This is a genomic window from Dactylosporangium maewongense, from assembly GCF_039531485.1.
Lineage (GTDB): Bacteria > Actinomycetota > Actinomycetes > Mycobacteriales > Micromonosporaceae > Dactylosporangium > Dactylosporangium maewongense.
This window is the reverse complement of record NZ_BAAAQD010000001.1, coordinates 893,117-916,694: the sequence shown is the minus strand read 5'-3', so window position 1 is coordinate 916,694 and position 23,578 is coordinate 893,117. Positions and strand designations below refer to the sequence as shown.

28 protein-coding genes and 1 pseudogene are annotated in these 23,578 nt (G+C 73.6%); 15 read left to right on the top strand and 14 right to left on the bottom strand.

What is annotated here, in order from left to right:
• Positions 1 to 71: 71 nt before the first annotated feature.
• The 5 genes from ABD332_RS04110 to ABD332_RS04090 all read left to right on the top strand — a co-directional run bounded on the left by ABD332_RS04110 (position 72) and on the right by ABD332_RS04090 (position 3,524).
• On the top strand, positions 72 to 971 hold the full coding sequence (locus tag ABD332_RS04110) for a diacylglycerol/lipid kinase family protein (protein ID WP_344499630.1): 900 nt from the start codon (positions 72 to 74) through the stop codon (positions 969 to 971).
• The gene (locus ABD332_RS04105) at positions 968 to 1,765 is read left to right on the top strand and encodes a metallophosphoesterase family protein (RefSeq protein ID WP_344499628.1); all 798 of its coding nucleotides are present in this window, start codon (positions 968 to 970) and stop codon (positions 1,763 to 1,765) included. Before ABD332_RS04110 ends, ABD332_RS04105 begins: the two co-directional genes overlap by 4 nt.
• A 21-nt stretch (positions 1,766 to 1,786) precedes the next feature.
• Positions 1,787 to 2,737: a SecDF P1 head subdomain-containing protein gene (locus ABD332_RS04100; RefSeq protein WP_344499626.1), complete on the top strand. Its 951-nt coding sequence runs from the start codon at positions 1,787 to 1,789 to the stop codon at positions 2,735 to 2,737.
• 18 nt (positions 2,738 to 2,755) lie between these two features.
• A complete protein-coding gene (locus ABD332_RS04095; protein WP_344499624.1) occupies positions 2,756 to 3,208 on the top strand; it encodes a hypothetical protein in 453 nt (150 codons plus the stop codon).
• A 61-nt stretch (positions 3,209 to 3,269) separates the two neighbouring features.
• Entirely contained in the window at positions 3,270 to 3,524 is a 255-nt protein-coding gene (locus ABD332_RS04090) for a diguanylate cyclase domain-containing protein (RefSeq protein ID WP_344499622.1), read from the top strand.
• Between the two features lie 16 nt (positions 3,525 to 3,540).
• Here ABD332_RS04090 and ABD332_RS04085 read toward each other — a convergent pair whose 3' ends face one another.
• On the bottom strand, positions 3,541 to 4,185 hold the full coding sequence (locus ABD332_RS04085) for a trimeric intracellular cation channel family protein (protein ID WP_344499620.1): 645 nt from the start codon (positions 4,183 to 4,185) through the stop codon (positions 3,541 to 3,543).
• A gap of 65 nt (positions 4,186 to 4,250) precedes the next feature.
• Here ABD332_RS04085 and ABD332_RS04080 point away from each other — a divergent pair.
• Positions 4,251 to 5,405: pseudogene (locus tag ABD332_RS04080) on the top strand (outer membrane protein assembly factor BamB family protein); the annotation flags it as partial.
• Positions 5,406 to 5,432: 27 nt separating this feature from the next.
• Here the strand turns inward: ABD332_RS04080 and ABD332_RS04075 are convergent.
• Positions 5,433 to 6,395, bottom strand: a complete 963-nt coding sequence (locus ABD332_RS04075; RefSeq protein ID WP_344499618.1) for an EamA family transporter — start codon at positions 6,393 to 6,395, stop codon at positions 5,433 to 5,435.
• Between the two features lie 66 nt (positions 6,396 to 6,461).
• Here ABD332_RS04075 and ABD332_RS04070 point away from each other — a divergent pair, with 66 nt between their 5' ends.
• On the top strand, positions 6,462 to 7,358 hold the full coding sequence (locus ABD332_RS04070; protein WP_344499616.1) for a LysR family transcriptional regulator: 897 nt from the start codon (positions 6,462 to 6,464) through the stop codon (positions 7,356 to 7,358).
• A 28-nt stretch (positions 7,359 to 7,386) separates the two neighbouring features.
• Here the strand turns inward: ABD332_RS04070 and ABD332_RS04065 are convergent, their stop codons facing one another.
• The 5 genes from ABD332_RS04065 to ABD332_RS04045 form a co-directional block, all read right to left on the bottom strand.
• The gene (locus tag ABD332_RS04065) at positions 7,387 to 7,818 is read right to left on the bottom strand and encodes a cupin domain-containing protein (RefSeq protein ID WP_344499614.1); all 432 of its coding nucleotides are present in this window, start codon (positions 7,816 to 7,818) and stop codon (positions 7,387 to 7,389) included.
• Positions 7,819 to 7,853: 35 nt separating this feature from the next.
• A complete protein-coding gene (locus ABD332_RS04060; protein ID WP_344499612.1) occupies positions 7,854 to 8,282 on the bottom strand; it encodes a VOC family protein in 429 nt (142 codons plus the stop codon).
• A complete protein-coding gene (locus ABD332_RS04055) occupies positions 8,279 to 8,578 on the bottom strand; it encodes an ArsR/SmtB family transcription factor (RefSeq protein ID WP_344499610.1) in 300 nt (99 codons plus the stop codon). Before ABD332_RS04055 ends, ABD332_RS04060 begins: the two co-directional genes overlap by 4 nt.
• A gap of 42 nt (positions 8,579 to 8,620) precedes the next feature.
• Positions 8,621 to 9,274: an SIMPL domain-containing protein gene (locus ABD332_RS04050; RefSeq protein ID WP_344499608.1), complete on the bottom strand. Its 654-nt coding sequence runs from the start codon at positions 9,272 to 9,274 to the stop codon at positions 8,621 to 8,623.
• 275 nt (positions 9,275 to 9,549) lie between these two features.
• Positions 9,550 to 10,101 carry a DUF6939 family protein gene (locus tag ABD332_RS04045; RefSeq protein WP_344499606.1) on the bottom strand — a complete coding sequence of 184 codons (552 nt, stop codon included), beginning with the start codon at positions 10,099 to 10,101 and terminating at the stop codon, positions 9,550 to 9,552.
• Positions 10,102 to 10,156: 55 nt separating this feature from the next.
• Between ABD332_RS04045 and ABD332_RS04040 the strand changes: the two genes are divergently transcribed.
• The gene (locus tag ABD332_RS04040) at positions 10,157 to 10,576 is read left to right on the top strand and encodes a DUF1810 domain-containing protein (RefSeq protein WP_344499604.1); all 420 of its coding nucleotides are present in this window, start codon (positions 10,157 to 10,159) and stop codon (positions 10,574 to 10,576) included.
• Between the two features lies 1 nt (position 10,577).
• Here ABD332_RS04040 and ABD332_RS04035 read toward each other — a convergent pair whose 3' ends face one another.
• Positions 10,578 to 10,856 carry a DUF6959 family protein gene (locus ABD332_RS04035; RefSeq protein WP_344499602.1) on the bottom strand — a complete coding sequence of 93 codons (279 nt, stop codon included), beginning with the start codon at positions 10,854 to 10,856 and terminating at the stop codon, positions 10,578 to 10,580.
• Positions 10,857 to 10,983: 127 nt separating this feature from the next.
• Here ABD332_RS04035 and ABD332_RS04030 point away from each other — a divergent pair, with 127 nt between their 5' ends.
• A complete protein-coding gene (locus ABD332_RS04030) occupies positions 10,984 to 11,355 on the top strand; it encodes a hypothetical protein (protein ID WP_344499600.1) in 372 nt (123 codons plus the stop codon).
• A 101-nt stretch (positions 11,356 to 11,456) separates the two neighbouring features.
• On the top strand, positions 11,457 to 11,810 hold the full coding sequence (locus ABD332_RS04025) for a hypothetical protein (RefSeq protein WP_344499598.1): 354 nt from the start codon (positions 11,457 to 11,459) through the stop codon (positions 11,808 to 11,810).
• 7 nt (positions 11,811 to 11,817) lie between these two features.
• Here the strand turns inward: ABD332_RS04025 and ABD332_RS04020 are convergent, their stop codons facing one another.
• On the bottom strand, positions 11,818 to 12,426 hold the full coding sequence (locus tag ABD332_RS04020) for a C40 family peptidase (RefSeq protein ID WP_344499596.1): 609 nt from the start codon (positions 12,424 to 12,426) through the stop codon (positions 11,818 to 11,820).
• Positions 12,427 to 12,463: 37 nt separating this feature from the next.
• Entirely contained in the window at positions 12,464 to 13,567 is a 1,104-nt protein-coding gene (locus ABD332_RS04015; protein ID WP_344499594.1) for an acyltransferase family protein, read from the bottom strand.
• Positions 13,568 to 13,675: 108 nt separating this feature from the next.
• On the opposite strand from ABD332_RS04015, the gene ABD332_RS04010 reads away from it, so the two are divergent.
• The 5 genes from ABD332_RS04010 (at position 13,676) to ABD332_RS03990 (ending at position 17,234) form a co-directional block, all read left to right on the top strand.
• Positions 13,676 to 14,104 (top strand): hypothetical protein, encoded by a 429-nt coding sequence (locus ABD332_RS04010; protein ID WP_344499592.1) that lies wholly within the window; start codon positions 13,676 to 13,678, stop codon positions 14,102 to 14,104.
• Positions 14,105 to 14,247: 143 nt separating this feature from the next.
• Positions 14,248 to 15,411 carry a trans-sulfuration enzyme family protein gene (locus ABD332_RS04005; protein ID WP_344499590.1) on the top strand — a complete coding sequence of 388 codons (1,164 nt, stop codon included), beginning with the start codon at positions 14,248 to 14,250 and terminating at the stop codon, positions 15,409 to 15,411.
• Positions 15,412 to 15,520: 109 nt separating this feature from the next.
• Entirely contained in the window at positions 15,521 to 16,405 is an 885-nt protein-coding gene (locus ABD332_RS04000) for a DUF1996 domain-containing protein (protein WP_344499588.1), read from the top strand.
• 200 nt (positions 16,406 to 16,605) lie between these two features.
• Positions 16,606 to 16,896, top strand: a complete 291-nt coding sequence (locus ABD332_RS03995) for an ArsR/SmtB family transcription factor (RefSeq protein WP_344499586.1) — start codon at positions 16,606 to 16,608, stop codon at positions 16,894 to 16,896.
• Positions 16,893 to 17,234 carry a VOC family protein gene (locus ABD332_RS03990; RefSeq protein WP_344499584.1) on the top strand — a complete coding sequence of 114 codons (342 nt, stop codon included), beginning with the start codon at positions 16,893 to 16,895 and terminating at the stop codon, positions 17,232 to 17,234. The genes ABD332_RS03995 and ABD332_RS03990 overlap by 4 nt, the downstream gene beginning before the upstream one ends.
• Here ABD332_RS03990 and ABD332_RS03985 read toward each other — a convergent pair.
• The 4 genes from ABD332_RS03985 to ABD332_RS03970 all read right to left on the bottom strand — a co-directional run bounded on the left by ABD332_RS03985 (position 17,231) and on the right by ABD332_RS03970 (position 23,465).
• Complete coding sequence (locus ABD332_RS03985; protein ID WP_344499582.1) at positions 17,231 to 19,537, bottom strand: Hsp70 family protein; 2,307 nt, start codon at positions 19,535 to 19,537, stop codon at positions 17,231 to 17,233. The genes ABD332_RS03990 and ABD332_RS03985 overlap by 4 nt on opposite strands.
• Positions 19,538 to 19,892: 355 nt before the next feature.
• Complete coding sequence (locus tag ABD332_RS03980) at positions 19,893 to 20,342, bottom strand: DUF427 domain-containing protein (RefSeq protein ID WP_344499580.1); 450 nt, start codon at positions 20,340 to 20,342, stop codon at positions 19,893 to 19,895.
• A 126-nt stretch (positions 20,343 to 20,468) separates the two neighbouring features.
• On the bottom strand, positions 20,469 to 20,930 hold the full coding sequence (locus tag ABD332_RS03975; protein ID WP_344500712.1) for an HAD domain-containing protein: 462 nt from the start codon (positions 20,928 to 20,930) through the stop codon (positions 20,469 to 20,471).
• 117 nt (positions 20,931 to 21,047) lie between these two features.
• Positions 21,048 to 23,465 (bottom strand): Hsp70 family protein, encoded by a 2,418-nt coding sequence (locus ABD332_RS03970; RefSeq protein WP_344499578.1) that lies wholly within the window; start codon positions 23,463 to 23,465, stop codon positions 21,048 to 21,050.
• Positions 23,466 to 23,578: the final 113 nt, after the last annotated feature.

Below are 23,578 nucleotides of genomic sequence, written 5' to 3'. Positions count from 1 at the left end.
TCAATATTCACGAAAGCCAACGGCCACCCGCGCGACAGCGGCCGGCCCGGCAAGGTTCGTACGATCCGCCCGTGGAGCGCGTCGCGGTGGTGTACAACGGCCGGTCCGGGGCGTTCCTGGGCGGCGACCCGCCGGAGGAGCGGCTCGTCCGGCGCTTCGGCGAGTCGGGCGTGACGGCGCAGGTGCGCGCGTTCGCCCCGGAGACCCTCGCCGCCGACGTCGAGGAGCTGCTGAAGGGCGAGCCCGACGCGGTGTTCGTCGCCGGAGGGGACGGCACCGTCCGAGCGGTCGCCGAGCGCATGCTGGGCGGCGACGTCCCGCTCGGGGTGCTGCCGGCCGGCACGATGAACGTGCTCGCCCGCGACCTCGGCGTGCCGGACGACCTGGACCGCGCGGTCGGGGCGCTCCTGGCGGCGCCGGTCCGCCGGATCGACGTGGCGACGGTGAACGGCGTGCCGTTCCTGTGCAGCTCGACACTGGCGATGATGCCGCACCTCGGGCGGCTCCGGGAGCACGCGCGCGGGCGGCGCGGCGCCGGCACGGTGCGGCTGCTCGGGCGCGGTTGGCGGCTGCTGCGGCGGTACCCCCGGCTGCGGCTGACGATCGACGTCGACGGGCGCGTGTACGAGGCGCGCACCAGGGCCGTCGTGGTCTCCTGCAACCCTCTCGACGCCGGACCGGCCCCGATGCCGGGCCGGCAGCGGCTCGACGCCGGCACGCTCGCCGTCTACGTGACCGACGACCGGACCGGCTGGGACCTCCTGCGGGTCGCCGGCAAGCTGGTGCGGGGCACCTGGCAGCGGGACCCGGGGGTCCACACGTACATCGGCGAGACCGTGCGCGTGAAGACGCCGGCGCTGGCGATGATGAGCGTCATGAGCGACGGCGAGATCGCCCAGCTGACGGTGCCGCTGCACTACGAGCTCCGGCGGCGCGCGCTCGCCGTGCTCGCCCCGAGGGACCGGCCGTGACGACGATCGCGCAGATCTCCGACCTGCACTTCGGCCGGCACGTCCCGGCCATGGCGCAGGCCGTGCTGGCCGAGCTGCGCGCCGCCGCGCCGGCGCTGGTCGCGGTGTGCGGCGACCTGACCCAGACGGCGAGCGACGCGGAGTTCCGGGCGGTCCGCGCGTTCCTCGACGAGCTGCCCGCCCCGGCGGTCGTCGTCCCCGGCAACCACGACCTGCCCGGCTGGCGGGTGTGGACGCGGTTCGCCCGGCCGTGGCGGTCGTGGCGCCGCCACCTCGGCACCGACCCGGACGGCCTGGTCACCTGGTCCGGCGACGGCGTCACCGCGGTCGGGGTCACCACCGCGCGCCGGTGGGGCCCGCACCACGACTGGTCACGCGGCCGGCTCGACGCCCGGCAGATCGCGGCCGTCGCCGCCGCGTTCGACGGGGCGCCCGGCGGCGACCTGCGGGTGCTCGTCGCGCACCACCCGTTTCTGCTGACCGCCGCCGGGCGCGCCCGCGGCCTGGTCGGACGGTCCGGTCCGGCGCTGCGGCACCTGCGGGGGCGGGCGGACCTGCTGCTCGGCGGGCACGTGCACCTCGCGTACAGCGGCCTCGTCGACGGCCTCGTCGTCGCGCAGTCCGGCACCGCGTTCTCCGACCGCCTCAAGGGCGAACCGAACAGCTTCAACCTGATCGAGGCCACCGGCGACCGGCTGACCGTCACGGCACGGCGCTGGTCCGGCGACCGGTTCGAGTCGGGCCGGCACAACGCGTACATCCGCGACAACCACCGATGGAGGACCATCGCTTGATCGACGCTCTACAGTGTCGGCATGGCGTTGCGGGGTCGGCAGGTGCTCGTGCTGGTCGCGGCGGTGGTGGCGGCCGTCGCCCTCGCCGTCACGGGGATCGTGCTGGTGCTGGCGAAGGTCGGCGGCGGGGCTCCCGTGAGCGTGACCGCGACCGCGACCGGGGACGGCGACCTCGAGGTGACCCGGGCGATGCTCCTGGCCCGGATGAAGGCCGCCAAGCTGCGCGACCCGTCGGTGACCCGCGACGGCGACCGCAAGCTCGTCCTGACCGCCCGCGGTGCCACGGCCGCGCAGCTGAAGGCCCTGACCGCGCCGGGCCGGCTGCACCTCCGGCGGGTCGCCGCGGCCGCCGACGGCTCCGGCGCCGCCACCTCCTCCCTGCCCGCGCCGACGTCGACCCCACCGGTCGCCGCGGCCCTCGGCGACGCCTACACCGCGGCGTCCTCGGTCACCACCGAGCAGGAGGCGCAGGCGCTGCCGGCCCCGGTACGGGCGGCCTTCGCCTCCCTGCCGCCGGCGGACGTCGCGACCCTCCCGGCCCGGATGCGGCTGCTCATTCCCGAGATCCGCTGCGAGCAGCTCTCGGCCCGCCCCGCCGACGTCGCCGGCGAGCCCGTCGTCGCCTGCGAGGGCCCCACCAAGCTGCTGCTGGACCCGGCCGCCATCACCGGCGCCGACATCGCCTCGGCCGAGGCCGCCCGCTCCGAGCAGGGCATGTGGGTCGTGGTCGCGTCGTTCCGCCCCGACGCGCAGGCCAAGTTCACCAACCTGTCGAAGCAGCTCTTCGACGCCCAGGAGCGCCTCGCCATCGTCCTGGACAACACCGTCGTCTCCGCCCCGCAGATCGCCGGCGTCATCCCCGGCGACGTCCAGGTCACCGGCAACTTCACCGAGTCCAACGCCCGCACCCTCGCCGCCCAGCTCAGCGGCGGCGGCGAACTCCCCGTCCCCCTGACCGTCGCCGTGCAGTAGCTTCCCGGCACGGGGATCATGACCGACTACTTCGTGGCCACCGCCGGGCGCGCGGCGGCCGTCGTGGAGCACGGCCCGGCGGGCGAGCCCGACGTGCCGACGCTGGAGATGAAGTGGGTCGAGCCGGCGGTCCTCGGCAGCAGCCTGTGGGCCATCATCGAGGGCGTCCCCGCCGAGGGTGACCGCGTGCCGCTGGACCTGGACCGCAACGACGCCGCGGGCGAGATCGTCGGGGCGGCCGACGACTACGGGCACGGCGTCCTGCGGATCGCCGACGGGTTCGTGCGGGCCCTCGCCGGGCTGGCCGACGACCGCATCCCCGCCGTCGCGGCCGTCTGGTCCAGGTGCGAGGAGTGGATCGGCGACTGGGAGCCGGGCGAGCTCGACGACACCGTCCTCGGCCTGCGCGACCTCGCCCGCGAGGTCACCCGCCCGGACCTGGGGATGTACATGTGGTGGTCCGGACCCTGACCGTCGCCTGACGATTCTGCTCAGGTCGCGGGGGTGCGCTGCCGAGCGGGCGTTCGGCGTCGTGCTGGCCGCCCTGAACTCGCCGGCGCAGGCGGACGAGATCGCCGCCCGCCTGGTCGCCCGGGCCGCCGAGCCGGTCCCGTTCGACGGCCGCGACCTCCGCGTGGGGGCCGGCGCCGGCATCGCGCTCGCCCGCGGCCCCGGCCACCCGCTCGACCGGCTGCTCAAGTCCGCCGACGACGCCCTGTACGGGGCGAAGGCCGCGGGCCGCAACCGGGCCCGCCGCGCTAGCACTGCGGTGCCGGAACGGGCGTGAGGCAGGCGGCGCGGGCTCAGCTCGGGTCGGCCGGGGGGCGGCGTTGCCAGGCTCGGGGGGCGGTCCACTTGCGGAGCATCGCGGCGAGGCGGAAGGCGAAGACGAACACGGCCGCGGCGACCGCGACGGGCGGCATGGGCAGGCCTGCCTCGTGAGCGGCGGCGACCGCGACGGCTCCCGCGGCGGCGGGGATCGCGTACAGGTGGGTGTCGGCCTTGACGAGGGCGGGCGTCTCGCGGGCGGTGATGTCACGCAGCACGCCGCCGCCGACGGCCGTCGTGATGCCCAGCAGGACCGCCTGGATGGGGCCCAGGTCGTGCTCGAACGCCTTCAGCGTGCCGGTGACGCAGAACAGGCCCAGACCGGCGGCGTCGAAGACGAGGACCGTGAAGGACAGGCGCTGGGCGAGCGGGTGGATGAAGAACGTGACAGCCGCGGCGGCGAGCGGGATGCCGAGGTAGGTGAGGTGCGCGAACGCGGGCGGCGGCGTGTCGCCGATGATGACGTCGCGGAGGATGCCGCCGCCGAGGGCGGTCAGCAACGCCAGGATCACGATGCCGACGACGTCGAACCCCTTGTGGATGGCCATGAGCGCGCCGGAGGTCGCGAACACGTACAGCCCGACGAGCTCCAGGACGGTGACGACGGCACCTGCTGACATGCCGACCAGTGTCGCCTGTTCAGAACTTGTGGGCGGCACCGACCGGCAGCAGGAGGCTCCCCTGGATGCGGCGTAATCCATTTCATGCTGATAAATGGTTATTTTCCGCAAATATTGGAGTACGATCGCCTGGTTGTGTCGAGCGCTTCCCCCGGTGCGGACCGAGAGGGACCTCCCGCATGACCATTCCATCGTGGCGGCTGACCCGGCTGATGCTCGCCATCGGCATCGCCGTCACCATCGTCGCCACCGCGGCAGCACCGGGCACGGCGGCACCGGCCGGGCGCGCGGGCGACTGGACGCACGACGGGTTCGACGCCGGGAGCAGCGGATACAACCCGTCCGAGGCGGTCGTCAACGCCGGCAGCGTCGGCCGGCTCGGGCAGCGCTGGTCGGTGCGGCCCGCCGCCGGGGCGGAAGGGTGCGCGCCCGCGCTGCCGCCGCCGCTCGTCGCCGGCGGCCGGGTGTACGTGCTGGACGGCGAGGGCGTCACGGCGCTCGACGCGGCGACCGGCAAGCGGCTGTGGCGGGACCCGAAACTGTTCGACAGCCTCGACTTCCGCCAGCTCGTCGTCGCCGGCGGCCTGCTCATCGCCACCGGGACGTCGTGCTACGCCAACAGCGACCCCGACGGGCGCGTGGTCGCGCTCGACGCCGCGACCGGGGCCCGCCGGTGGACGCTGACGCAGGAGCCGCCGGTCAACGCGCTCGTCGTCGACGCCGGCACCGTCCTCACGTCCGGGTGGGCCACGGCGACCAACGAGGACACCGTCATCGCGTACGACATCCGCGACGGCCACCGGCGGTGGGACCGCACCGGTGCCGCGCTCGCCGGCCCCGTCTCGTCGGCCGGTCGGGTGCTGCTGCACGACGCGAAGGGCACGACCGCGGTGACCGTGGCCGCGGGGGCGGCGCTGTGGCGGTCGAAGGTGCGGTGGAAGCCCCTGGCGGCGACCGCGGACCGGTTCCTCGCCATCCCCGACCCGGTCGCGCAGGGCGACCTGCGGGGCCTCGTCGCGATCCGGGCCGGCTCGGGCGGCGTGGCGTGGCAGCGGACCGAGGCGGTGGACTCGGTCGCGACGGACGGGCGGCGGGTCTACGCGGCGAGCGGCGGCAGCGTCACCGCGTTCCACGCCGGGCGGGGTTCGAGGCTCTGGTCGCGGAGCCTGCCGGGCGCGGCGCAGGGTCCCGTGCGGGCGGGCGGCCTGCTGTACGTCACCGTCGAAGGCAGACCCGTCGCGATCCTGTCACCGGTCACCGGCGGGGACGTGCCCGGCGCCGCACGGCTGGAGGGCGCCGTCGGGCACGTCGTCGTCTCCGGCGGCCGGATCTGGACCACCGACGGCACCACCCTGCGCGCCTACAGCCCGTGAACCGGCCTGCGCGTCCGCGTCCTGCGGAGTGCGGGCGCCGGTCCGGGTGGCGCCGACGCCGGCGGTGACCACCAGGGCGACGCCGACGACCGCCACCGGTCCGGGCGCCTGGTGCAGCAGGAGCGCGCCGGCCAGGAGCGCCAACGCCGGCTCGAGGCTCATCAGCGTGCCGAAAGCGCCGGCGGTGAGCTTGCGCAACGCGTACATCTCCAGGCTGAACGGCACGACGCTCAGCAGGACCGCCAGTCCGAGCCCCGCGGCGAGCACGGGCCAGGACAGGCCGGCGACGACCGCCGGGCCGGCGACGGCGGTGGAGACGAGACCGGCGACGGCGGTGGAGACGGCGAGGCCCGCGTAGCCGCTGACGTGGTCACCGACGTGCTGGGTCAGCAGGATGTACCCGGCCCAGCACGCGGCGGCCGCCAGGGCGAACGCGACGCCGGCCGGGTCGGTGCCGCCGTGCCACGGCTCCGTCAGCAGCACGACGCCGCCGCCGGCCAGGACGGGCCAGACCAGCGTCGCGCGCCGGCCACGGACCGCCGCCACGCCGAGGGGACCGAGGAACTCCAGGGCGGCCGCGGTGGCGAGCGGGATCCGCGCGACCGCGGCCATGAACGACAGCATCAGGCAGGCGGTGACGACCCCGAGCGCGACGGTGGCCAGGATGCTGGCGCGGGTGAAGTCCCGCCGCCGCGGCCGCACCAGCACGAGCAGGAGCAGCGCGGCGCAGACGAGGCGCAGGCAGACGGCACCCGACGGGCCGACGCTGTCGAACAGGCCGACCGAGGCGGCCAGCCCGATCTGGATGCAGACCATGGAAGCGATCGCGGCGAACATACCGCGAAGTAGACGCCATCCGGATCGTCCACGTCCACGTGTGATTCGCTGATGTACCGTTCGCGAATGCTGAACAATGACCGCCTGCTGCTGCTGGCGGAGCTGGCCCGGCTCGGCTCGATGCGGGAGGTCGCCGACGAGCTCGGCACCACCACGTCGACGGTGTCGCAGCAGCTGGCGGTCCTCGCGAAAGAGGCCGGCACCGCCCTGACCGAGCCCGACGGGCGGCGGGTCCGCCTCACCCCGGCGGGCCGCCGGCTGGCCCGGCACGCGGTGACGATCCTCGCCGCCGTCGAGGCCGCCCGGCTGGACCTGGACCCGTCCGCCGAGCCGGCCGGCACGGTCCGCGTCGCGGGCTTCGCCACCGCGATCCGCCGCTCCCTGCTGCCGATCGTCGCCGCCCTGCCGTCCCGGCATCCCGCGCTGCGCGTCCTCATCCACGAGCACGAGCCGGCCGAGGTGCTGCAGCTGCTCGCCGGCGACCGGGTCGACCTCGGCCTCACGTACGACTACAACCTCGCGCCCGCCCCACTCCCGGACACCGTCGAGGCCACCGCCCTGTGGACCAGCGAGTGGAGCCTCGGCGTGCCCGCGGGCCGCGCCGGCCGCGCCGTTCAGGGCAGCGCGCTGGAGGTGTTCCGGCACTTCGAGGGCACCCACTGGCTCGTCAACTCCCGCAACACCGCCGACGACGACGTGGTCCACACCGTCGCGGCGATGGCCGGCCACACCCCGCTGATCACCCACCGCGCCGACAGCCTCGACCTGATCCAGGACCTGATCGTCGCCGGCCTCGGCATCGGCCTCCTGCCCGCCGACCAGCCCACGATCCCCGGTGTCACGCTGGTGCCGCTGCGCTCCCCCGACGTGACGATGCGCGCGTTCGCCGTGACCCGCCTCGGCCGCCGAGCCTGGCCACCCCTCGCCGTCCTCCTCGACCTGCTGACCACCCCGGCTCACTGACTCCCGCGGCTCACTGAGAGCCGCTCGATCATCGCGGGTGGCCGGTGGCGCCGTCCTCTTCTCGCAGGGGGTCTTCGCGCAGGGCGTGGCCGGTGGTGCTGTCGACGTGGGCGGGGACCGTGCCGTCGTGGCGGTCGCCGGTGGTGACGGTGCCGGTCGGCTCGAACATGAGGATCGCGCCGCCCGGGGACGACGGGCGGTGCTCGACGCCGCGCGGCACGACGAACGTGTCGCCCTTGTGCAGCCGCACGACCCGCTCGCCGTGCTCGTCGCGGACGGCGACGTCGAACTGCCCGTCGAGCACCAGGAAGAACTCGTCCGTGTGCTCGTGCACGTGCCAGACGTGCTCGCCGAGGGTGTGCGCGATCCGCACGTCGTAGTCGTTGACCCGGGCGACGATCCGCGGGCTGTAGACATCGTCGAAGGAGGCGAGGGCATCGGTGAGGTTCACGGGCTGCATGCCTCCCATGGTCCTCGCCTTGTCTTGTACGTTCCTTACTGGGCCTGCTGGGCCTGCTGGGCCTGCTGGGCCTGCTGGGCCTGCTGGGCCGCGATCTGGATCAGGTTGCCGCACGTGTCGTCGAACGTGGCGACGGTGACCGGGCCCATCTCCGTCGGCTCCTGGGTGAAGACGACGCCGAGTGCGCGCATCCGCTCGTACTCCTTGTGCACGTCCTCGACGGCGAACGACGTGAACGGGATGCCGTCCTCGTTGAGCGCCGCCCGGAACGGGGCGACGGCCGGGTGGTTCGCCGGCTCGAGGAGCAGCTCGGTGCCGTCGGGGCGCTCCGGCGACACCACGGTCAGCCAGCTGAACTCCCCCATCGGCACGTCGTGCTTCTTCACGAAGCCGAGCACCTCGGTGTAGAACTTCAGCGCCTTGGCCTGGTCGTCGACGAACACGCTCGCCAGGTTGATGATCATGTTTGCTCCGGCTCTCTCGGGATCAGCCACCGCTCGACGATCTCCCGCAGCGGGCGCGTGTCGAGGTGGTGGTACTTGTACCGCCCCTCCCGGCGCGCCACGACCAGCCCGGCCGCCTCCAGGAGCTCCAGATGCTGGGAGATCGCCTGGCGCGACGAGCTGATGTGGTGCTTCATGGTGAGGCGGCCGCAGAGTTCGAACAGTGTCTGCCCGTCGCGGTCGGTCAGCTCGTCGACGATCGCGCGGCGGGTCGGATCGGCGAGCGCCTTGAAGACGTCGCCACTCATCTCGCTCATGACCCACTCATGATAGGCAAGCAGTTACTTGCATATCAAGTCTCACAGCACCGTCGGTGCCGTGATCGTGAACCGCGCCTCGACCTCCGCCCGCACCCGCTGCCGCTGCGGATCCAGCTCCAGCGGCGCCGGTCCGCCATACGACGCCCGCTTCATCGCCCCGGCGTCGTACGCCTGGAACTGCGCGAACGACTCCGAGCCGCGGCTCAGCCCCGGGTCGGACAGCTCGAGGAGGTCGACGACCTGCGCCCCGAGCGCGTCGGCGTACTCCTTGCCCCGGACGATCGCATCGGCGACCGCGTCCCGCCGCACCTCCTTGAACACCGGACTGTCGGGCCGCAGCGACCACACCGGCCCGTGCACGTGCGTCTGGTCCTGGTTCGCGACGGTCAGCAGCATCTCCCCCAGCGCCGCGAAGTCCCTCACCACCACCGTGGTCGACACGCTGCCGGAGTACGCGGTGACCCGCTCACCCTTCTTGGCCATCTCCGGGTGCACGTGCAGCCCGCTGGTCTCCCGCCGCTCGATCCCGTCGCCATACCGGTCGAACAGCCCCCGCAACGCCTCGACCCGCTCCCGCAGCCGCGTCAGCGTCGCCTCCCGATCCTTGTCCCGCGCGACCACCGTCACCGTGAACTCGGCCAACTCCGGGTCGACCTCACGCACCGCTTCACCACGCACCGCAACCACCGTCATCCCGCGAGCCTAACCACCACCCCCAACACCATCAGCCCAAACCAGCACCCCATGATCCCGTGCGATTCCGGCAGCCAGAGCCGCCAGAACGACTCGGGATCATGAACTAGCGACGCGCTGCGCGGGTGCCGGCGCGGCGCGGGATGCCAAGGGCCAATCTCCCAGAGCCGCCCCTTCCGTCATCCTCCCTGGTGAAGCGCCGGGTGACCCGGTGCAGGGATTGCCCCGCCAGCCGGCCCCGCTTCGCCCCGCGCGCGGGCACGGGCCGCCGGTCGTCAGGCGGGCCAGTCGTCGAGGACGTAGCGGCGGATGAGGGCCGCGTGGGACAGCGGCGTCGACAGGTCCGTCACGTCTCCGTTGGTCGTGTAGTCGAGCAGGACCACCTCGCCGTCCTCCGTGAGCCGCCGCAGCTCCTCGACCTGCTCGGCCGCCCGGTGCTCCAGCACCCAGCGATACACCGGTAAGTAGATCTGGCGGCGGGCCGTCTCGTAGTCCAGCAGCGTGTCACCCGTCAGCCCGCGCCGGTGCCCGTGGACCTGGCCGAACCGGCGGACCGTCCGCTTCAGCCCGGTCATGCCCGTCGCCGTGAGCTTCGCCGGGTCGACGTCGGCGGTGTCGAACACCTTCAGCGCCTGCCAGATGCCCTCGACCGACGCCCCGTCCGTCCCCGGGCTGAACGGCACCGGAATGCTGCCGTGCGGATAGAACGGGCTGAGCCGCACCCACGGCTGCGGCCCCCGCGACGTCACGTCCAGCACCGTCGCTCCCGGGAACGCCGCCGCCAGCGAGGCCGCACCCCGCCGCCTGCTCGCCACATGCACCGCCATGGAAACACCCCTCCCCGTCACACGCATCATGCCCCCGGGGTACGACAATTCTGGGATGGATGATCCGTACGACCTGGCCAGGTTCGTGGTCGCGCAGGAGGACACCTACGACGAAGCGCTCGACGAGCTGCGCCGGGGGCGCAAGCGCAGCCACTGGATGTGGTTCGTGTTCCCGCAGGTGGCGGGGCTCGGGTCGAGCCACATGGCGCAGCGCTTCGCGATCTCGTCGCTGGACGAGGCGCGCGCGTACCTGCAGCATCCGGTCCTCGGTCCGCGCCTGCACGAGTGCGCCGAGGCGATGCTCGGTAACACGGAGGCGACCGCGCGGCAGGTCCTCGGTGACATCGACGCGATGAAGCTGCGCTCGTCGATGACCCTGTTCCAGCTCGCCGCGCCGGAGGACAACGTCTTCGCCCGGGTCGTCGACCGCTTCTTCGACGGCGCCCCCGACGCCGAGACGATCCGCCGGGTCTGAGTCAGGCGGGGCGTTCGAAGGGCAGCGGCATGCCGGCGGCGTCGAGGACGCGGACGTACCCGTCGACGATGGCCGCGAGGTGGTTCGCGGCGTAGGACAGCTCCTCCTCCGCGGCGGCGGTGTCGCCGGAGCGCAGCAGGTCCAGGGCGCGCTGGACCTCACCGGTGAGGACGGACAGCGAGTCACCCTGCACCAGGACGCCGGGGTGGCGGCGGCCGGGCAGTCGTAACACCGCGTAGTTGTGCTGACCCGTCATCATCTCGACCTCGACCCGCGCCACCTCCCGATGGTACGGCGGGCGCACGCCGGAGCAGGGTCGAGGCACTGGCACGTTTCCGGGATTTGTCCGCGTACGGAGTTGCCTACCTTCAATTCCAACAGCACACAGACTTTCCAGGGAGCACACGATGAGCGACTACGACTTCGGCCACGTCGAGACCGGCGAGAACCACGAGGCGCTGGACCAGCTGCACCAGGTCGACGCCAGCGAGAACAACTACGACTCGCAGTTCGGCGTGTACGAGCAGGACCACGCCTCCGCCGAGAGCACCAGCTTCGACCAGGGCCACCACGTCTCCTACACCGACCCGAGCGGCGTGCAGTACGAGGAGTCGGACTACACCTCCTACGACCACAGCGCGGCCGAGACCGACCACGTCTTCGCCGCGGAGGGCTCCGAGTCGGCGTCCTCCAGCGAGTTCCACGAGCTCGAGGCCCTGCAGGCCCGCCTGGACAGCGCGTTCGCCTCGTCGACCCAGATCAGCGGCGTCTCGGCGTAAACAGCAAGCGAAGCCCCTGGCGTGAGGCCGGCCACCACCACGGTGACCGGCCTTCGCCATGCCCACGCTTAGGAGGCGCGGCCGGCGGGTATCGCTGACCCATGGCGCAGTATGAGGTCAACGAGGACGCGGTGGCGTACGCGCGGAAGCTGATCGACGCGCGGCAGTACGTGCTGGACAGCGACTGGGGCGCGGCGCAGCCCAAGGCGGCCGACGACAACGCGTTCCTGGAGAAGCACACGTGGGACGAGTACGCGCGGTGGCATCTCGGGCTGACCGTCGGCCCCGGTGAGGAGACGAAGGCGCGCTACGCGTTCGCCTACGGGGACCTGCGGCGGCTGCACCGCACCGGCCTGATCGCCTGCGTGTACCGGGCGTCGGAGTGGCGCCACAAGGAGGTCGAGCTGGCCGCGCACGACCTCCTCCAGTACCTCGACGAGAAGACCGCCAGGTAGCGCGGAGCTACGGCAGGCGGACGAACGCCACCACGTTCTCCGTGCGCGGCAGCGCCTGCAGGTGCACGGAGACGCCCGTGTGGCCGGCGTTCACGACCTGGTTCTCGCCGATGTACAGCATCACGTGGCCGCCGTTGTTGGTGAAGACGAGGTCGCCCGGTTCCAGGGCTTCCCTGGTCACCCGCTGTCCGACTTTGATCTGATCGTACGTGATGCGCGGCAGCTGCACACCGGCGGCCTGCCAGGCTCGCATGACCAGCCCGGAGCAGTCGAAGGTCTCAGGTCCCGCGGTCGCGAACTTGTACGGCTTGCCGACCTGTGCCTTGGCGTAGGCGATCGCGGTGGCGGCGCGGGCGGCCCGGGTGGAGCCGGTGATCGTCAGCGTCTGACCGATCCTGATCAGGGTCGAGGTGCCGAGGTTGTTGAGCCGCTGCAGGTCGGCGACCGTGGTCCCGTTGCGCCGCGCCAGCCCCCATAGCGTGTCTCCCGCCTGTACGACCACCGTCTGCACGACGGGTTGAGCGGGAGCCGGCGCCGCGTGCGCGATCGCCGCCGGGGCAAGGGCAGCTACGGCCGCGGTGAGCACGGCTGATGCCTTGAGCCAGGGTGCATCCATGCAACGGAACATAACGAGCAATACTCGGAAATGTCCCTCATATCCGAATATTCGCATCAGCGGGCGGGCGGCCGCGTTCGAAGCGGTGGAACGCCGCCCAGCACACCGCGAGCACCACCGCGAACGCCGGCAGCCACAGGATCCGCGCCGCCATCCACCCGGGCGTGTCGGGGATCGTGTGCAGGCCGGGGCGGGTACCGTCGACCAGCAGCGACACCGCGATCATCGCCGTCTGGTGCCACAGGAACACCGTCATCGCCGACAGGTTCAGCAGCGCTACGCATGCCCACGCGACCGGCCGGCGCAGCAGCGCCCGGAGCGGCTCGAGCAGCAGCAACGCCAGCCCGCACTGGGCGAGGCCGAAGGTGACCGCCGCGAGGGTCGGCGGGTTGAGGTTCGACAGGCCTTCGCCGGGCACCCCGACCATCGACGCGGGATAGCCGAACCAGCGGATCAGCACCGCCGTCGCCACGGCCCCGCCGGCCAGCAGCGTCCAGCCGGTCCGCCGTACGTCGAGCGCGCCGCGGGACCAGGCCGCACCGAGGCAGAACGGCACCAGCCACCCCGCGGCCAGGTTGACCCAGCCGAGCCACTCGGCGCCGAGCGGCCCGAAGCGCAGCACGTCCACGGCGATCACCACGCTCAGCGGCCACTGCCAGTGCAGCCGCGACACCAGCGGCGCGACGGCGGTCAGCGCGGCGAAGACCAGCAGGAACCACAGCGGCGACAGGACCAGCTTCACCAGCGTGTGCACGGTCCGGTCGGCGGCGCCGGCGGCCAGCATCGCCGCGACGACGACCGCCCACACCCCGAGCAGCGGTGGCACCGGCCGCAGCAGGCGGGTCAGCCGCGCCGCGAGCCACCGGCGGTAGGGCAGCGTCCGCGGCCGTCCGGCGGTGTACCCGCCGACGAGGAAGAACACGGCGAGCGTCTGGAACAGCCAGGACACGGGTGCCAGGTCGGGCATGAACCGCAGCGGGCTGGCGCCGCGCACCTCGCCACCGTCGGTGACCAGCGCCGTCACCATCCAGTGGCCGAGCACGACCCCGCCGATCGCGAGGGCGCGCAGCCCGTCGACCGCACGGTCGCGGGTCGGCGGGGTCCTGTCTTCCAAGCGCTGCGCAAGGGCGAGCAAAGCCATGCGGCGACGCTACGGTCGGCGCACCCGCACCGTCGTCACGCTGCGGGACTGCATCGCAGTACCACCCCGGTACTACATCGCTGGACGGCGTCCGGTACCAAGGTGGGCATGAATCGTCTCTGGTGGTGGTGCGGCGGGGTCGTCGGCGCGGTCGTCCTGGTGACCGGATACCTGCTCGCGACCGACTTCCCGGCCCGGTCCGACGCGCTCGCGGCGCACCAGCCCGGCACGTGCGGGCTGCTGACCGCCGGCGCGAACGCCCCTTACGGTGTGGTCGCCTCCTGCATGATGCTCGGCCGGCGTACCCCGCCGGGCGGCGACCCCGACGGCACCGTGTTCGTCGTGCTGGAGACCGACCGCGGGCCGGTCGCACTGCGCGTGGAGTACAACGGCGAGGGCGACGCGTACACCGCCGACGCCGTGGAGATCCCGGCCTATCTCGCGCCCGGCATCTCCGGCGACCTCGGCAACCGCATCAAGGACGGCATCAACCAGCGGGGTGGCCTGCGCGCCGAGCCGTGGCGGGTGCACGGCTGAGCACCGGTGCCGGGGCTTGCCGGCCGTGTCGGGGGTTTGCCGGCCGTGTCGGCCCGGGGCCCGAGACCCACGCCCAAAGACCTAGACGCCGGCGGGCCCAAGGCCCGAGGCCGTGACCGACCCGCCCGTGCCAGGCTGAACGCATGGAAAAGCACGCGAGCATGACCAGGCTGCTGCACCCGCACGTCGCACCGCAGGCGGGCGGGGCGCCGCTGGTCACGCCGATCCACCAGACCAGCACCTATGAGCTGCCCCGCACCGACGAGGCCGCGCGGATCGCGGCCGCGGTGGCGCCGACCGGCTACTACACCCGGTATGGCTCGCCCAACGCCCGCGAGGCCGAGGCGATGCTGGCCGACCTCGACGGTGCCGAGGCGGCCCTGCTGGTCGGCAGCGGCATGGCGGCCGTCAGCGCCGCCCTGCTGTCCACGGTGGCCGCCGACCCCGGTGAGATCCTGGCCCAGAAGAGCCACTACACCGGCACGCTGACGCTGTTGCAGGAGATGCTGCCCGCGTTCGGCAGGCAGGTGCGGCTGGTGCCGCAGGAGGAGCTCGCCGCCGCGGCTGGCAGGCAGACCCGGGTCGTCTACGTCGAGACGCCCAGCAACCCGACGATGACCCTGACCGATCTGCGCGCCGTGCGGGCGGCCGCCCCCGACGCGATCATCATCGCCGACAACACCTTCGCCACGCCGTACAACACCCGGCCCCTCGACTTCGGGGTCGATCTGGTCGTGCAGTCGGCCACGAAGTACCTCAACGGGCACAGCGACGTCACCGCCGGCGTCGTCACCGGGTCGGCCGCCCTGATCGCGAAGGCGTGGGAGACCGCGCGGGTCCTCGGCCCGGTCTGCCATCCGTTCGAGGCGTGGCTGCTCGCCCGGGGGCTCAAGACGTTCCCGCTGCGGATGGCCCGGCACAACGCCAACGGGCTCGCGGTCGCGCGGTTCCTGGCCGGGCATCCGGCGGTGCGGGCCGTGCACCACCCCGGGCTGCCCAGCCATCCGCAGCACGACCTCGCGGTCCGGCAGATGCGCGGGCACGGCGGCATGCTCGCCTTCACCGTGGCGGATGCCGATGCTGCGGTACGGGTGCTGCGCGCGACCAAGCTCTGCCGCAACGCGGTCAGCCTCGGCGGCCCCGAGACCCTCATCACGCACCCGGCGTCGCTCGTGTTCGCTCACCAGAGCGCCGAGGAGCTCGCCGCGTCGGGCGTCGACGCGACGATGCTGCGGCTGTCGGTCGGCCTCGAGGAGCCCGAGGACATCGTCGCCGACCTCGCCGCAGCGCTGTCCACAGTGGACTGATGATCCATCTGGCAAGCGGTGGCAAACGGTTGTCGGCGTGAAGAACGCGCTGCTAGCGTCGGGTTTCATCCCCATTGGAGATGCTCGATTCCACCGCCAAGGAGTTGCCATGAGCATCAGGTCCATGCTGCCCCGTGCCCTGCAAAGTCCGGCGCGGCGCGTCCTCACCGTCGTCCTCGCGGCGACGGTCATCGCCACCGTCGGAGGGCTCGGCACCGCAGCCGCGGCGGACGACCCGCCGCGCGCCCAGTACCACGAGATGCACGCCAACTGCACCGTCACCCACCGGCTCGGCGACGACCCCATCGTGTTCCCGGGGCTCGCCGGCGCCTCCCACAACCACTCGTTCATCGGCAACCCCGCCACGAACGCCAACTCGACCCCGGCGTCGCTGGTCGGCGGCGCCACCTCCTGCGAGGACCAGGAGGACGCGTCCGGCTACTGGTTCCCGACCCTGCTGCAGAACGGCAACCCCGTGCTGCCCGACAAGCCGACCGTGTACTACAAGTCCGACGTCAAGGACTACCGCACCGTCAAACCGTTCCCGGCGGGCTTCAAGCTGCTCGTCGGCGACGCCCGCACCCCGGACGCGGCGCACTTCACCGGCAACTGGCAGTGCCCGGGGTACAAGGGCAACGAGATCCCCGCGTCCTGCCCGTCGGGCTCGTCGCTGGTCGTCCGCATGACCGCGCCGAGCTGCTGGGACGGCGTGCACCTCGACACCGCCGACCACAAGTCACACATGGCGTGGCCGGTCAGCGGGGTGTGCCCGGCCACGCACCCGGTGCCGCTGCCGATGCTGGAGATCAAGCTGCCGTACAAGCTGCCCGGCGGTAACACGTCGAACCTGGCGTACTCGTCGGGGGCCAGCTACACGTTCCACTACGACTTCATGAACGGGTGGGACGCGGCACGGCAGGCGTACCTGGTGACCTACTGCATCAACGGCGGGCGCCAGTGCAACGGCTACGGAGAGGACCCGAAGAATCCCTGACGAAGACGGCCCGGAGGCCCTACCGGCCTCCGGGCCCCATCCGGCACGTGCTGTTTGGCGACTCGGGGAATCCGGTCGCCGTCGTCGCTCGGGGCGGCATGCCCGGCGTCGCTCCGGAGGCCCGGCTCCTCCGCTGACGGCAGGACACTGGCGGGAGCAGGGTGCTTGACTATTTCGGGTTGACACGAAATAGTCGGGGCGTGACGGAGGACGACGCTGATGAGATGTTGCGGGCGTTCTCCCATCCGGCGCGGCGGGAGATTCTGCGGCACTGCTGGCACGAGCGGCAGTCGGCGGGGGCGCTCACGGCCGCGTCGGGACTCGCCGCGGCCAGCGTGTCGGAGCATCTCAAGGTGCTGCGCAAGTGCGGGCTGGTGACGCTGCACAAAGAGGGCACGTTCCGGTGGTACAGCACCGACCGCGCCCGTGTGGCCGACCTCGCCGCCTGGCTGCGTGACTTTCCCAACGCCGCGCTTATGGAGCAGCCATGACCAGTCCGATCGTCCACTTCGACATCCACGGCGCCGCGCCTGAGAGCGCGCAGCACCGCTTCTACGCCGGCCTCTTCGGCTGGCAGGTCAGCCCGCGCGGGCCCGGGTACGCGCAGGTCAGCACCGGCGAGGGCGGTCTTCGCGGCGCGCTCGTCGACGCCGAGACGCCCTCGGTCACCGTGGGCGTGGCCGTGGCCGACCTCGACGCGGCGGTCGCGCGGGCCGTCGCGCTCGGCGGCGCCGTGACGATGCCGCCGACCGACAACGGCTGGGTCGTCAAGGCGCAGGTCACCGACCCGTCCGGCAATCTGGTGACGCTCATCCAGGACCGGGCTTAGGAGATCGCCGCCACCAGCTTCGGGAACGTGCCCTTCCCCACTTGGATCAGGCGGCTCTGCATGTCGCGGACCTGCGCGTCGGTGAGGGCCTTGCCGCCCGTGCTGGCGACCAGCGTGATGGTGTAGACCAGGTTCGAGTCGACGCCGACGAGCGTGAATGTCGGCGCGGCCGGCTGCTGCAGGTCGGCGTAGGTGAACGCCTGCTCCCCCACGCCCGGGACGTCGGTGACGGTGCCGTTGAGCGCGGCGGAGTCCCGCAGCTGCTTGGCGGCGCCGGAGCCGGAGGCGACGTCCTTGTAGACGGTCGGCATCGCCATCACCGACGCCGTCGTCACCGTGTTGCCCGACTTGTGCATCCGGCTCACCGTGCAGGAGGCGGTCCCGGCGTACGTGTTCAGGTTGCGCGACGGCGTCGGGTCGCCGACGGCTTCCTCGTACTGGCTGGTGATCGGCCCCAGGTCGACGGTGGGGCAGATGTTCTGGGGCAGCTTCGTCATCTGGAACTTGCCGGGCCCGCTCGCCTGCCCGCCCGTCGTCGAGGTGCCGCCCGGCCCGCCGCCGCTCTTGTCGCCGCTCTTGAGCAGCACGTACGCGACCACGCCGCCGCCGAGGAGCAGCACGACGACGAGGATGAGCCCGAGGCCCACCGCGATCCCGCCGGCCCGGCTGCCGCTGCTGGCCGGCCGCTGACCCGGCGGCTGCCACCCGGGCGCCGCCGGTGGCAGCGGGGTGGGCGTCGCCGACGGCGGCCCGCCGGGCGTCGCGGACGTGGGCGCGTACGGGCTGGCGGACACCGGCATCGGCGCCGGTCGCATGCCGCCGGCGACGGTGGAGTCGGGGAACGCGGCGGCGGGCATCCCGCCCGTGTACGCGCCGGTGTCGTAGATCCCCGTCGTCGGCGGCGCCGAGGTCGGGCGCCCCGGGAACGCCCCCGTCGCGGGCGGACCCGACGTCGGCCCTCCCGGGAACGGCGCCGTCGTCGGCGGACCCGACGTCGGGCGTCCTGGGAACGGGGCTGTCGCGGGCGGACCCGCCGCCGGGCCTGCCGGGAACGGCGCCGCTGAGAACGGGGTGCCGGAGACGGGGACGCCGGTGGTCTGATGGCCGGGCTGGAACGCGACCGGTGCGGGCGAGGCCGACGCCGCTCCCGGGAAACCGTGCGCCGGGGAGCCCGTAGGCTGCGTCCCCGCCGGCTGGAACGGCTGCTGGCCCGGGCCTGGCCGGTTCGGCGTCGCGGGCAGGCCGGACACCGGGGAGCCCGGGACCGCGCCGGCCGGGCTGCCCGTCGCGTGCAGGGCGCCTTCGGCGACGACGAGCTCCGGCTGCTCGGCGACGATCGGCGCGATCCCGATCGACTCGTGCAGCATGGTCGCCACGAGCGGGATCCGGCTCGACCCGCCGACGAGGAACAGCCCCGCGATCGCCGACGCCGGCACGGCCGCCTCGGTCAGCAGCGACCTGGTCATCGAGACCGTCTGGCGCAGCACCGGCCGGGCGAGCCCCTCCAGCTGCTCGCGCCCCAGCGGCACCTCCTTGCCGAGCGCGGGCACCATGACGACGGTGCCGCTGGCCCGCGACAGCATCTCCTTCGCCGAGCGCACGTCGTCCCACAGCTGCCGGCGGCCGGCCGCGTCGGACCACAGCGTGCCGTACGTGGCCTCCAGGAACGCGACGACCGTGGCGTCCACGTCGAGCCCGCCGACGTCGTTGAGCCCGTCGGACGCGACCGGTTCGAAGCCGTGCGGCGACCGCCGCAGGACGGTGACGTCGCAGGTGCCGGCGCCCAGGTCGTACACGACGACGCAGGCCCCGACGGGAAGCTCACCGCCGCGGGTGGCGGCCAGGTAGGTCGCCGCCGCGACCGGCTCGCCCACGAGGTCCACGTCGGCGAACCCCACCTGCCGCGCCGCGTCGACCAGCACCGCGCGCCGGCCGGCGCCCCAGTTGGCGGGGTGCGTCAGCGTGACGGCCGTGACCGGCCCGGCGACCCTGGCGGCCTCCGTCGCGACCCGCTGCAGCACCGCCGCCACGAGCTCCCGGACCCCGACCTCCGCGTCGCCGAGCAGCACGCTGGTGTCGTCGACGCGCCGCTTCGGGTTGGGCTCCAGCCGCTCCGGCGCGCTGCGCGCCAGGTGCGCGGCGTCCCGGCCCGTGTGCAGCCTCCCGTCCGGCCCGAGCAGCACCGCTGACGACAGCAACGGCGACCCGTCGAACAGCAACGGCTGCACCCGCCCGTCGGGCCGCCGCAGCATCGCGATCGTCGTGGACGTGCCGAAGTCGACCCCGAGCCGGAAACCTGTCACGGTCGGCGAGCCTAACCGGTCCCACCACCCGCCGGTCGCCGGACTGTCCTCCACCTGACGCAGCGGGACAGTCCCCCACCGGACACCGCGAACCACCCCGCGGGACATGGCGAAAGCTGCCCCACCGGACACCGCGGAACCGCCCCACGGAACACCGCGAAAAACTGCCCCAAAAAAGTGCCCCCACCCGACACCGCGGGACCGCCCCACGGCGCACCACGAAAAACTGCCCTCCACGGGACACCGCGGAAACTGCCCCCACCGGACGCCGCGGCACTGTCCCAAGGGACACCGCGAGAACCGCCCTCACCGGATCACCCGAGGTCACGTCCAGGGGCCGCCCTCGACCGCACTCCTACCAGCCGAGCGTGCCGGGGCCTCCCTTGATCGGGCCGGTGATGTCGCTGGTGAGCCAGCCGCCGTAGAAGTCACCCGGCTGGGGTGTGACCCGCTCGCCGTCGACCGTGCACTCGTCGAACCTGGACGGGTAGAACGCGAGCATGCCCCGCAGTCCCTCGTATCCGCTCGCCGGCTCCTCATACGACCACGCGCCGCCGGCCACCCCCGCGACGTCCCAGTAGGTGGCGACGCCCTTGAACTCGCAGAACGTCTGGTGCGGCGTCGGCTGGAGGGGCACCGCCACGTCGGCGGGCGGCACGTAGTACACCGGCGGATGCGACGTCTCGAGCACCCTCAGCGCCGCACGCGTGTCCGCGACGATCTGCCCCGCATGCCGGACGACGATGTGCCGCGCCGTCCGCTCGACCCGGGGAGGCCGTGGATAGTCCCACACCGACTCGGTCATACCCCCATCATGCCGCCCGGGTACGACAGAAAACCCGGTAGCGTGCGGGAATGGCGACCGACCGGGGGCGGTCGGTCGACGCCAAGGCCTCCGACGACGCCGTGGCGGAGGGCGACGTGGAGCGGTTCACGGGCTGAGGCTCCCGAGCCACGCCGCCACGGCATCGACGTCGGCGCGGGTGAGGCCGTGCCGGGCGTCGACGGCGTGCAGCAGGGCCGGGGCGGGGTGGTGGGCGGCGACCCAGTCCCGGTCGGCGGCGCCGATCTCGTCGTCGAGCCAGGCGAACGGCCGGCCGGCCGCGAAGGCCACGAGCCCGGGCGTCTTCCAGTGCACCCGGCCCGGCGGGTCCTCGTCGGGGAAGTCCACGACCGGCAGCCGGGGCAGGCCGAGCCGCAGCGCGACGACCTCGTTGGCGTCGTCCATCCAGGTGGTCGCCCAGACCAGCTCGCACGGCAGCGCCGCGAGCCAGGTGCCGTGGGCGGGGTCGAGGCGGGACAGCAGCGGGTTGCCGCCGCCGGTCGCCGGGGCGGAGCGCGCGCCGACCGCGCCGAACGGGATCAGCGGACCGTCGACGTCGAGGAACAGCACCGGCAGCACCTGGACAGCGTAGCCGCGCGGCGATCGGCTCGACCGAGGCCGAGGCCGAGGCGCACGCCCGGCGGCAGCTCGCCGACATCCTCGAGCTCGACCCGGAGGACCTGCCGCTCAGCGGCGGATCGGGTGCAGGCGGATCATGCCCCGGCTGTCGCCGGTGGCGAGCCAGCCGCCGTCGGGGCTGAAGGCGAGGGCCTGGATCGGGGCGCCGGTCGGGCCGGTGGTGGCGATCCGCCGGCGGGTGCGGGCGTCGAGGAGGACGACCCGGCCGTTTGCGTCGCCGGAAGCGATGAGTGCGGCGCGCTGGTCGTACAGGAGCGACGTGATGCGCGCGGTGTGGCCGAGGTCGCCGGCGGTGGCGGTGAGCGTGCCGGCGGCCGGGTCCCACAGCTCGACGACGGCCGCGCCCCCGGTGAACGCGGCGACCGCCAGGGTCTGGCCGTCGGGGCTGAACGCGAGGCGGGTCGCGGGGCTGGTGGTCAGCGCCGCCAGGCGGTGGCGGCCGTCGACGGCGTGGACCTCGACGGTGCGGTCGTGGGCGAACGCGGCCCACCGGCCACCGGGGTCGAGCACGGCGTCGGCGGTCGTGCCGGCGGCGGGGTCCGGCTGCTGGTCGAGCGGGCCGAGCTCGGTGCCGGCGGCGAGGTCCCACAGGCGGTAGCTCCCGCCGGCGAAGCCGACCGCGACCGGGGTGCCGCCGCGCTGGTAGGCGATGTCGGCGATCCCCGCGGTCGGGCGCGCGGCACCGGTGGTCGCCGGGACCGTCGTCGTCGCTCCGGTCGCGGTTGCCGCGTCGGTACGCCACCTGCGGCCGCACTCGTAGCCGCCGGTCGCGAACGTGGTCCCGTCGGGGCCGAACCGGACCGCGCGGACCGGGTTGGTGTGGCCGGTGAGCGGGCCGCCCCGCTCGGCGTGCCCGGCGACGTCCCAGAGCCGGACGGCCGAGTCGCCGCCGCCGGACAGCAGCGTGGCGCTGTCGGGCGCGAACGCGAGGGCGAGGATCGCGCCGCCGTGGCCGGGCAGCTCGGTGGCGGCGCCGAGCCCTACCGCGGGGGCGGGACCGGCGTGCTGCGGCTCCGGCCGTGGCCGGTCCGGGCCGGGCCACCACGCGGCGACCGCGGCGACCCCCGCGGCGAGGGCGGCGAGGGCCGCCCACACGCCGCCGCGGCGCACCCAGTCCGCGACCGTGCGCGCGGGCAGAGCAGCCGGGGCGACGGGGTCGATCACCGGTTCGCTCTCCCAGGCTGGCTCCGCCAGCGGCAGCGGCTCGAACACCACCCCGTCGATCGGCAGGCGCGGCTCCGGCAGCACGGCGGTCGCGGGCTCCGGCAGCACGAGCCCCGGCGGCAGCGCGTCGAACGGCGCCGTCGGCGGCACGTCAAAGAGCACGTCGAACGGCACGCTCGGCTGCCGCTGGCCGGGAATGTGCGGGTCCAGAGGCTGGTCCGTGTGCGGGTCCTCGGGAGATGGCGCGTGCAGGCTGCCGGCGGCGACCACGAGCTCCGGATGGTCCAGGATGCTCGGCGCGATGCGGGTCGCCCGGTGCAGCAGCGTCGCCGCGAGCGGCACCCGCGAGCCGCCGCCGACGAGGAACAGCCCGGCGACCTCGCCGGTGTCGATGCCGGCGGCGCCGAGGGTCCGCAGCGTCACCTCGACGGTCCGCCGCAGGTACGGCAGCGCGAGCGCCTCGAACTCCTCCCTGGTCACGTGGATCGTCGCGGCCGCGACCGGGATCCGCAGGTCGCCGGTCGCGTGCCGGGACAGCTGCTCCTTGACCGCCCGCGCGCCGTGCCACAGCTGGTGGCGGGCCTCCTGGTCCGGCTGGGTCCGCGGCCGGTCCAGCCGCTGCCACACCGCGGGCCCCGCGGTCTCCCGGGCCAGGCCGACGACGGCCGCGTCGAGGTCAAGCCCGCCGACGTCCGCGATCCCGGCCGACGTGACGACCTCGAAGCCGCCGCCGGTCGCCCGGACCGCGCTGACGTCGAACGTGCCTGCGCCCAGGTCGTAGACGACCAGGCAGCGTCCGGGCGGGAGCTCCTGCCGCAGGGTCCCGGTGAGGTACGCGGCGGCCGCCACCGGCTCCGGCACGAACCGGACGGCGCCGAGCCCGGCCCGCTCCGCGCTCTCGGCGAGGACCGAGAGGCGGGTCGCTCCCCAGGTCGCCGGATGGGTCAGCACCACGGTCGGCGGCGGCACGCCGGTGGACCGTTCGGCCTCCACCGCGACCCGCCGCAGGACCGCGGCGACGAGGTCGACGACGGTCACCTCCCGCTCGCCGAGCAGCACGGTCCGCTCGTCGACGCGGCGCTTCGGGTTGGGCTCGTACGCGGCGGGGAACGCGACCGCCGCCCGCTCCGCGTCCGCGCCGGTCAGCAGGTCGCCGCCGGGTGCGGCGAACACGGCCGAGGACAGCAGCGGGCTCGCGTCGAACAGCAGCGGCCGGGCGACCCCGTCGGCGCCGGCGAGCATGGCGACGGTGGTGGAGGTGCCGAAGTCGATGCCGAGCCCTGCCGCGCCGTCCGTCACCACCCGATGACCTTACGAAGTCATGGCTGTTCAGCGGTACACACGAACGAGGTACCTGCGGGCTCGCCCGGCGAGCCGCTACGCTCTGCGTCTTGTCGCTCCCCCGCCGACAGCGA

Excerpts from the sequence above, each read along its gene's own strand:
- ABD332_RS04100 (WP_344499626.1), top strand. The coding sequence starts at position 1,787 with ATGGCGTTGCGGGGTCGGCAGGTGCTCGTGCTGGTCGCGGCGGTGGTG.
- ABD332_RS04095 (WP_344499624.1), top strand. The coding sequence starts at position 2,756 with ATGACCGACTACTTCGTGGCCACCGCCGGGCGCGCGGCGGCCGTCGTG.
- ABD332_RS04085 (WP_344499620.1), bottom strand. The coding sequence starts at position 4,185 with ATGTCAGCAGGTGCCGTCGTCACCGTCCTGGAGCTCGTCGGGCTGTAC.
- ABD332_RS04075 (WP_344499618.1), bottom strand. The coding sequence starts at position 6,395 with ATGTTCGCCGCGATCGCTTCCATGGTCTGCATCCAGATCGGGCTGGCC.
- ABD332_RS04070 (WP_344499616.1), top strand. The coding sequence starts at position 6,462 with ATGCTGAACAATGACCGCCTGCTGCTGCTGGCGGAGCTGGCCCGGCTC.
- ABD332_RS04065 (WP_344499614.1), bottom strand. The coding sequence starts at position 7,818 with ATGCAGCCCGTGAACCTCACCGATGCCCTCGCCTCCTTCGACGATGTC.
- ABD332_RS04060 (WP_344499612.1), bottom strand. The coding sequence starts at position 8,282 with ATGATCATCAACCTGGCGAGCGTGTTCGTCGACGACCAGGCCAAGGCG.
- ABD332_RS04055 (WP_344499610.1), bottom strand. The coding sequence starts at position 8,578 with ATGAGCGAGATGAGTGGCGACGTCTTCAAGGCGCTCGCCGATCCGACC.
- ABD332_RS04050 (WP_344499608.1), bottom strand. The coding sequence starts at position 9,274 with ATGACGGTGGTTGCGGTGCGTGGTGAAGCGGTGCGTGAGGTCGACCCG.
- ABD332_RS04045 (WP_344499606.1), bottom strand. The coding sequence starts at position 10,101 with ATGGCGGTGCATGTGGCGAGCAGGCGGCGGGGTGCGGCCTCGCTGGCG.
- ABD332_RS04040 (WP_344499604.1), top strand. The coding sequence starts at position 10,157 with ATGGATGATCCGTACGACCTGGCCAGGTTCGTGGTCGCGCAGGAGGAC.
- ABD332_RS04030 (WP_344499600.1), top strand. The coding sequence starts at position 10,984 with ATGAGCGACTACGACTTCGGCCACGTCGAGACCGGCGAGAACCACGAG.
- ABD332_RS04025 (WP_344499598.1), top strand. The coding sequence starts at position 11,457 with ATGGCGCAGTATGAGGTCAACGAGGACGCGGTGGCGTACGCGCGGAAG.
- ABD332_RS04020 (WP_344499596.1), bottom strand. The coding sequence starts at position 12,426 with ATGGATGCACCCTGGCTCAAGGCATCAGCCGTGCTCACCGCGGCCGTA.
- ABD332_RS04015 (WP_344499594.1), bottom strand. The coding sequence starts at position 13,567 with ATGGCTTTGCTCGCCCTTGCGCAGCGCTTGGAAGACAGGACCCCGCCG.
- ABD332_RS04010 (WP_344499592.1), top strand. The coding sequence starts at position 13,676 with ATGAATCGTCTCTGGTGGTGGTGCGGCGGGGTCGTCGGCGCGGTCGTC.
- ABD332_RS04005 (WP_344499590.1), top strand. The coding sequence starts at position 14,248 with ATGGAAAAGCACGCGAGCATGACCAGGCTGCTGCACCCGCACGTCGCA.
- ABD332_RS04000 (WP_344499588.1), top strand. The coding sequence starts at position 15,521 with ATGAGCATCAGGTCCATGCTGCCCCGTGCCCTGCAAAGTCCGGCGCGG.
- ABD332_RS03990 (WP_344499584.1), top strand. The coding sequence starts at position 16,893 with ATGACCAGTCCGATCGTCCACTTCGACATCCACGGCGCCGCGCCTGAG.
- ABD332_RS03980 (WP_344499580.1), bottom strand. The coding sequence starts at position 20,342 with ATGACCGAGTCGGTGTGGGACTATCCACGGCCTCCCCGGGTCGAGCGG.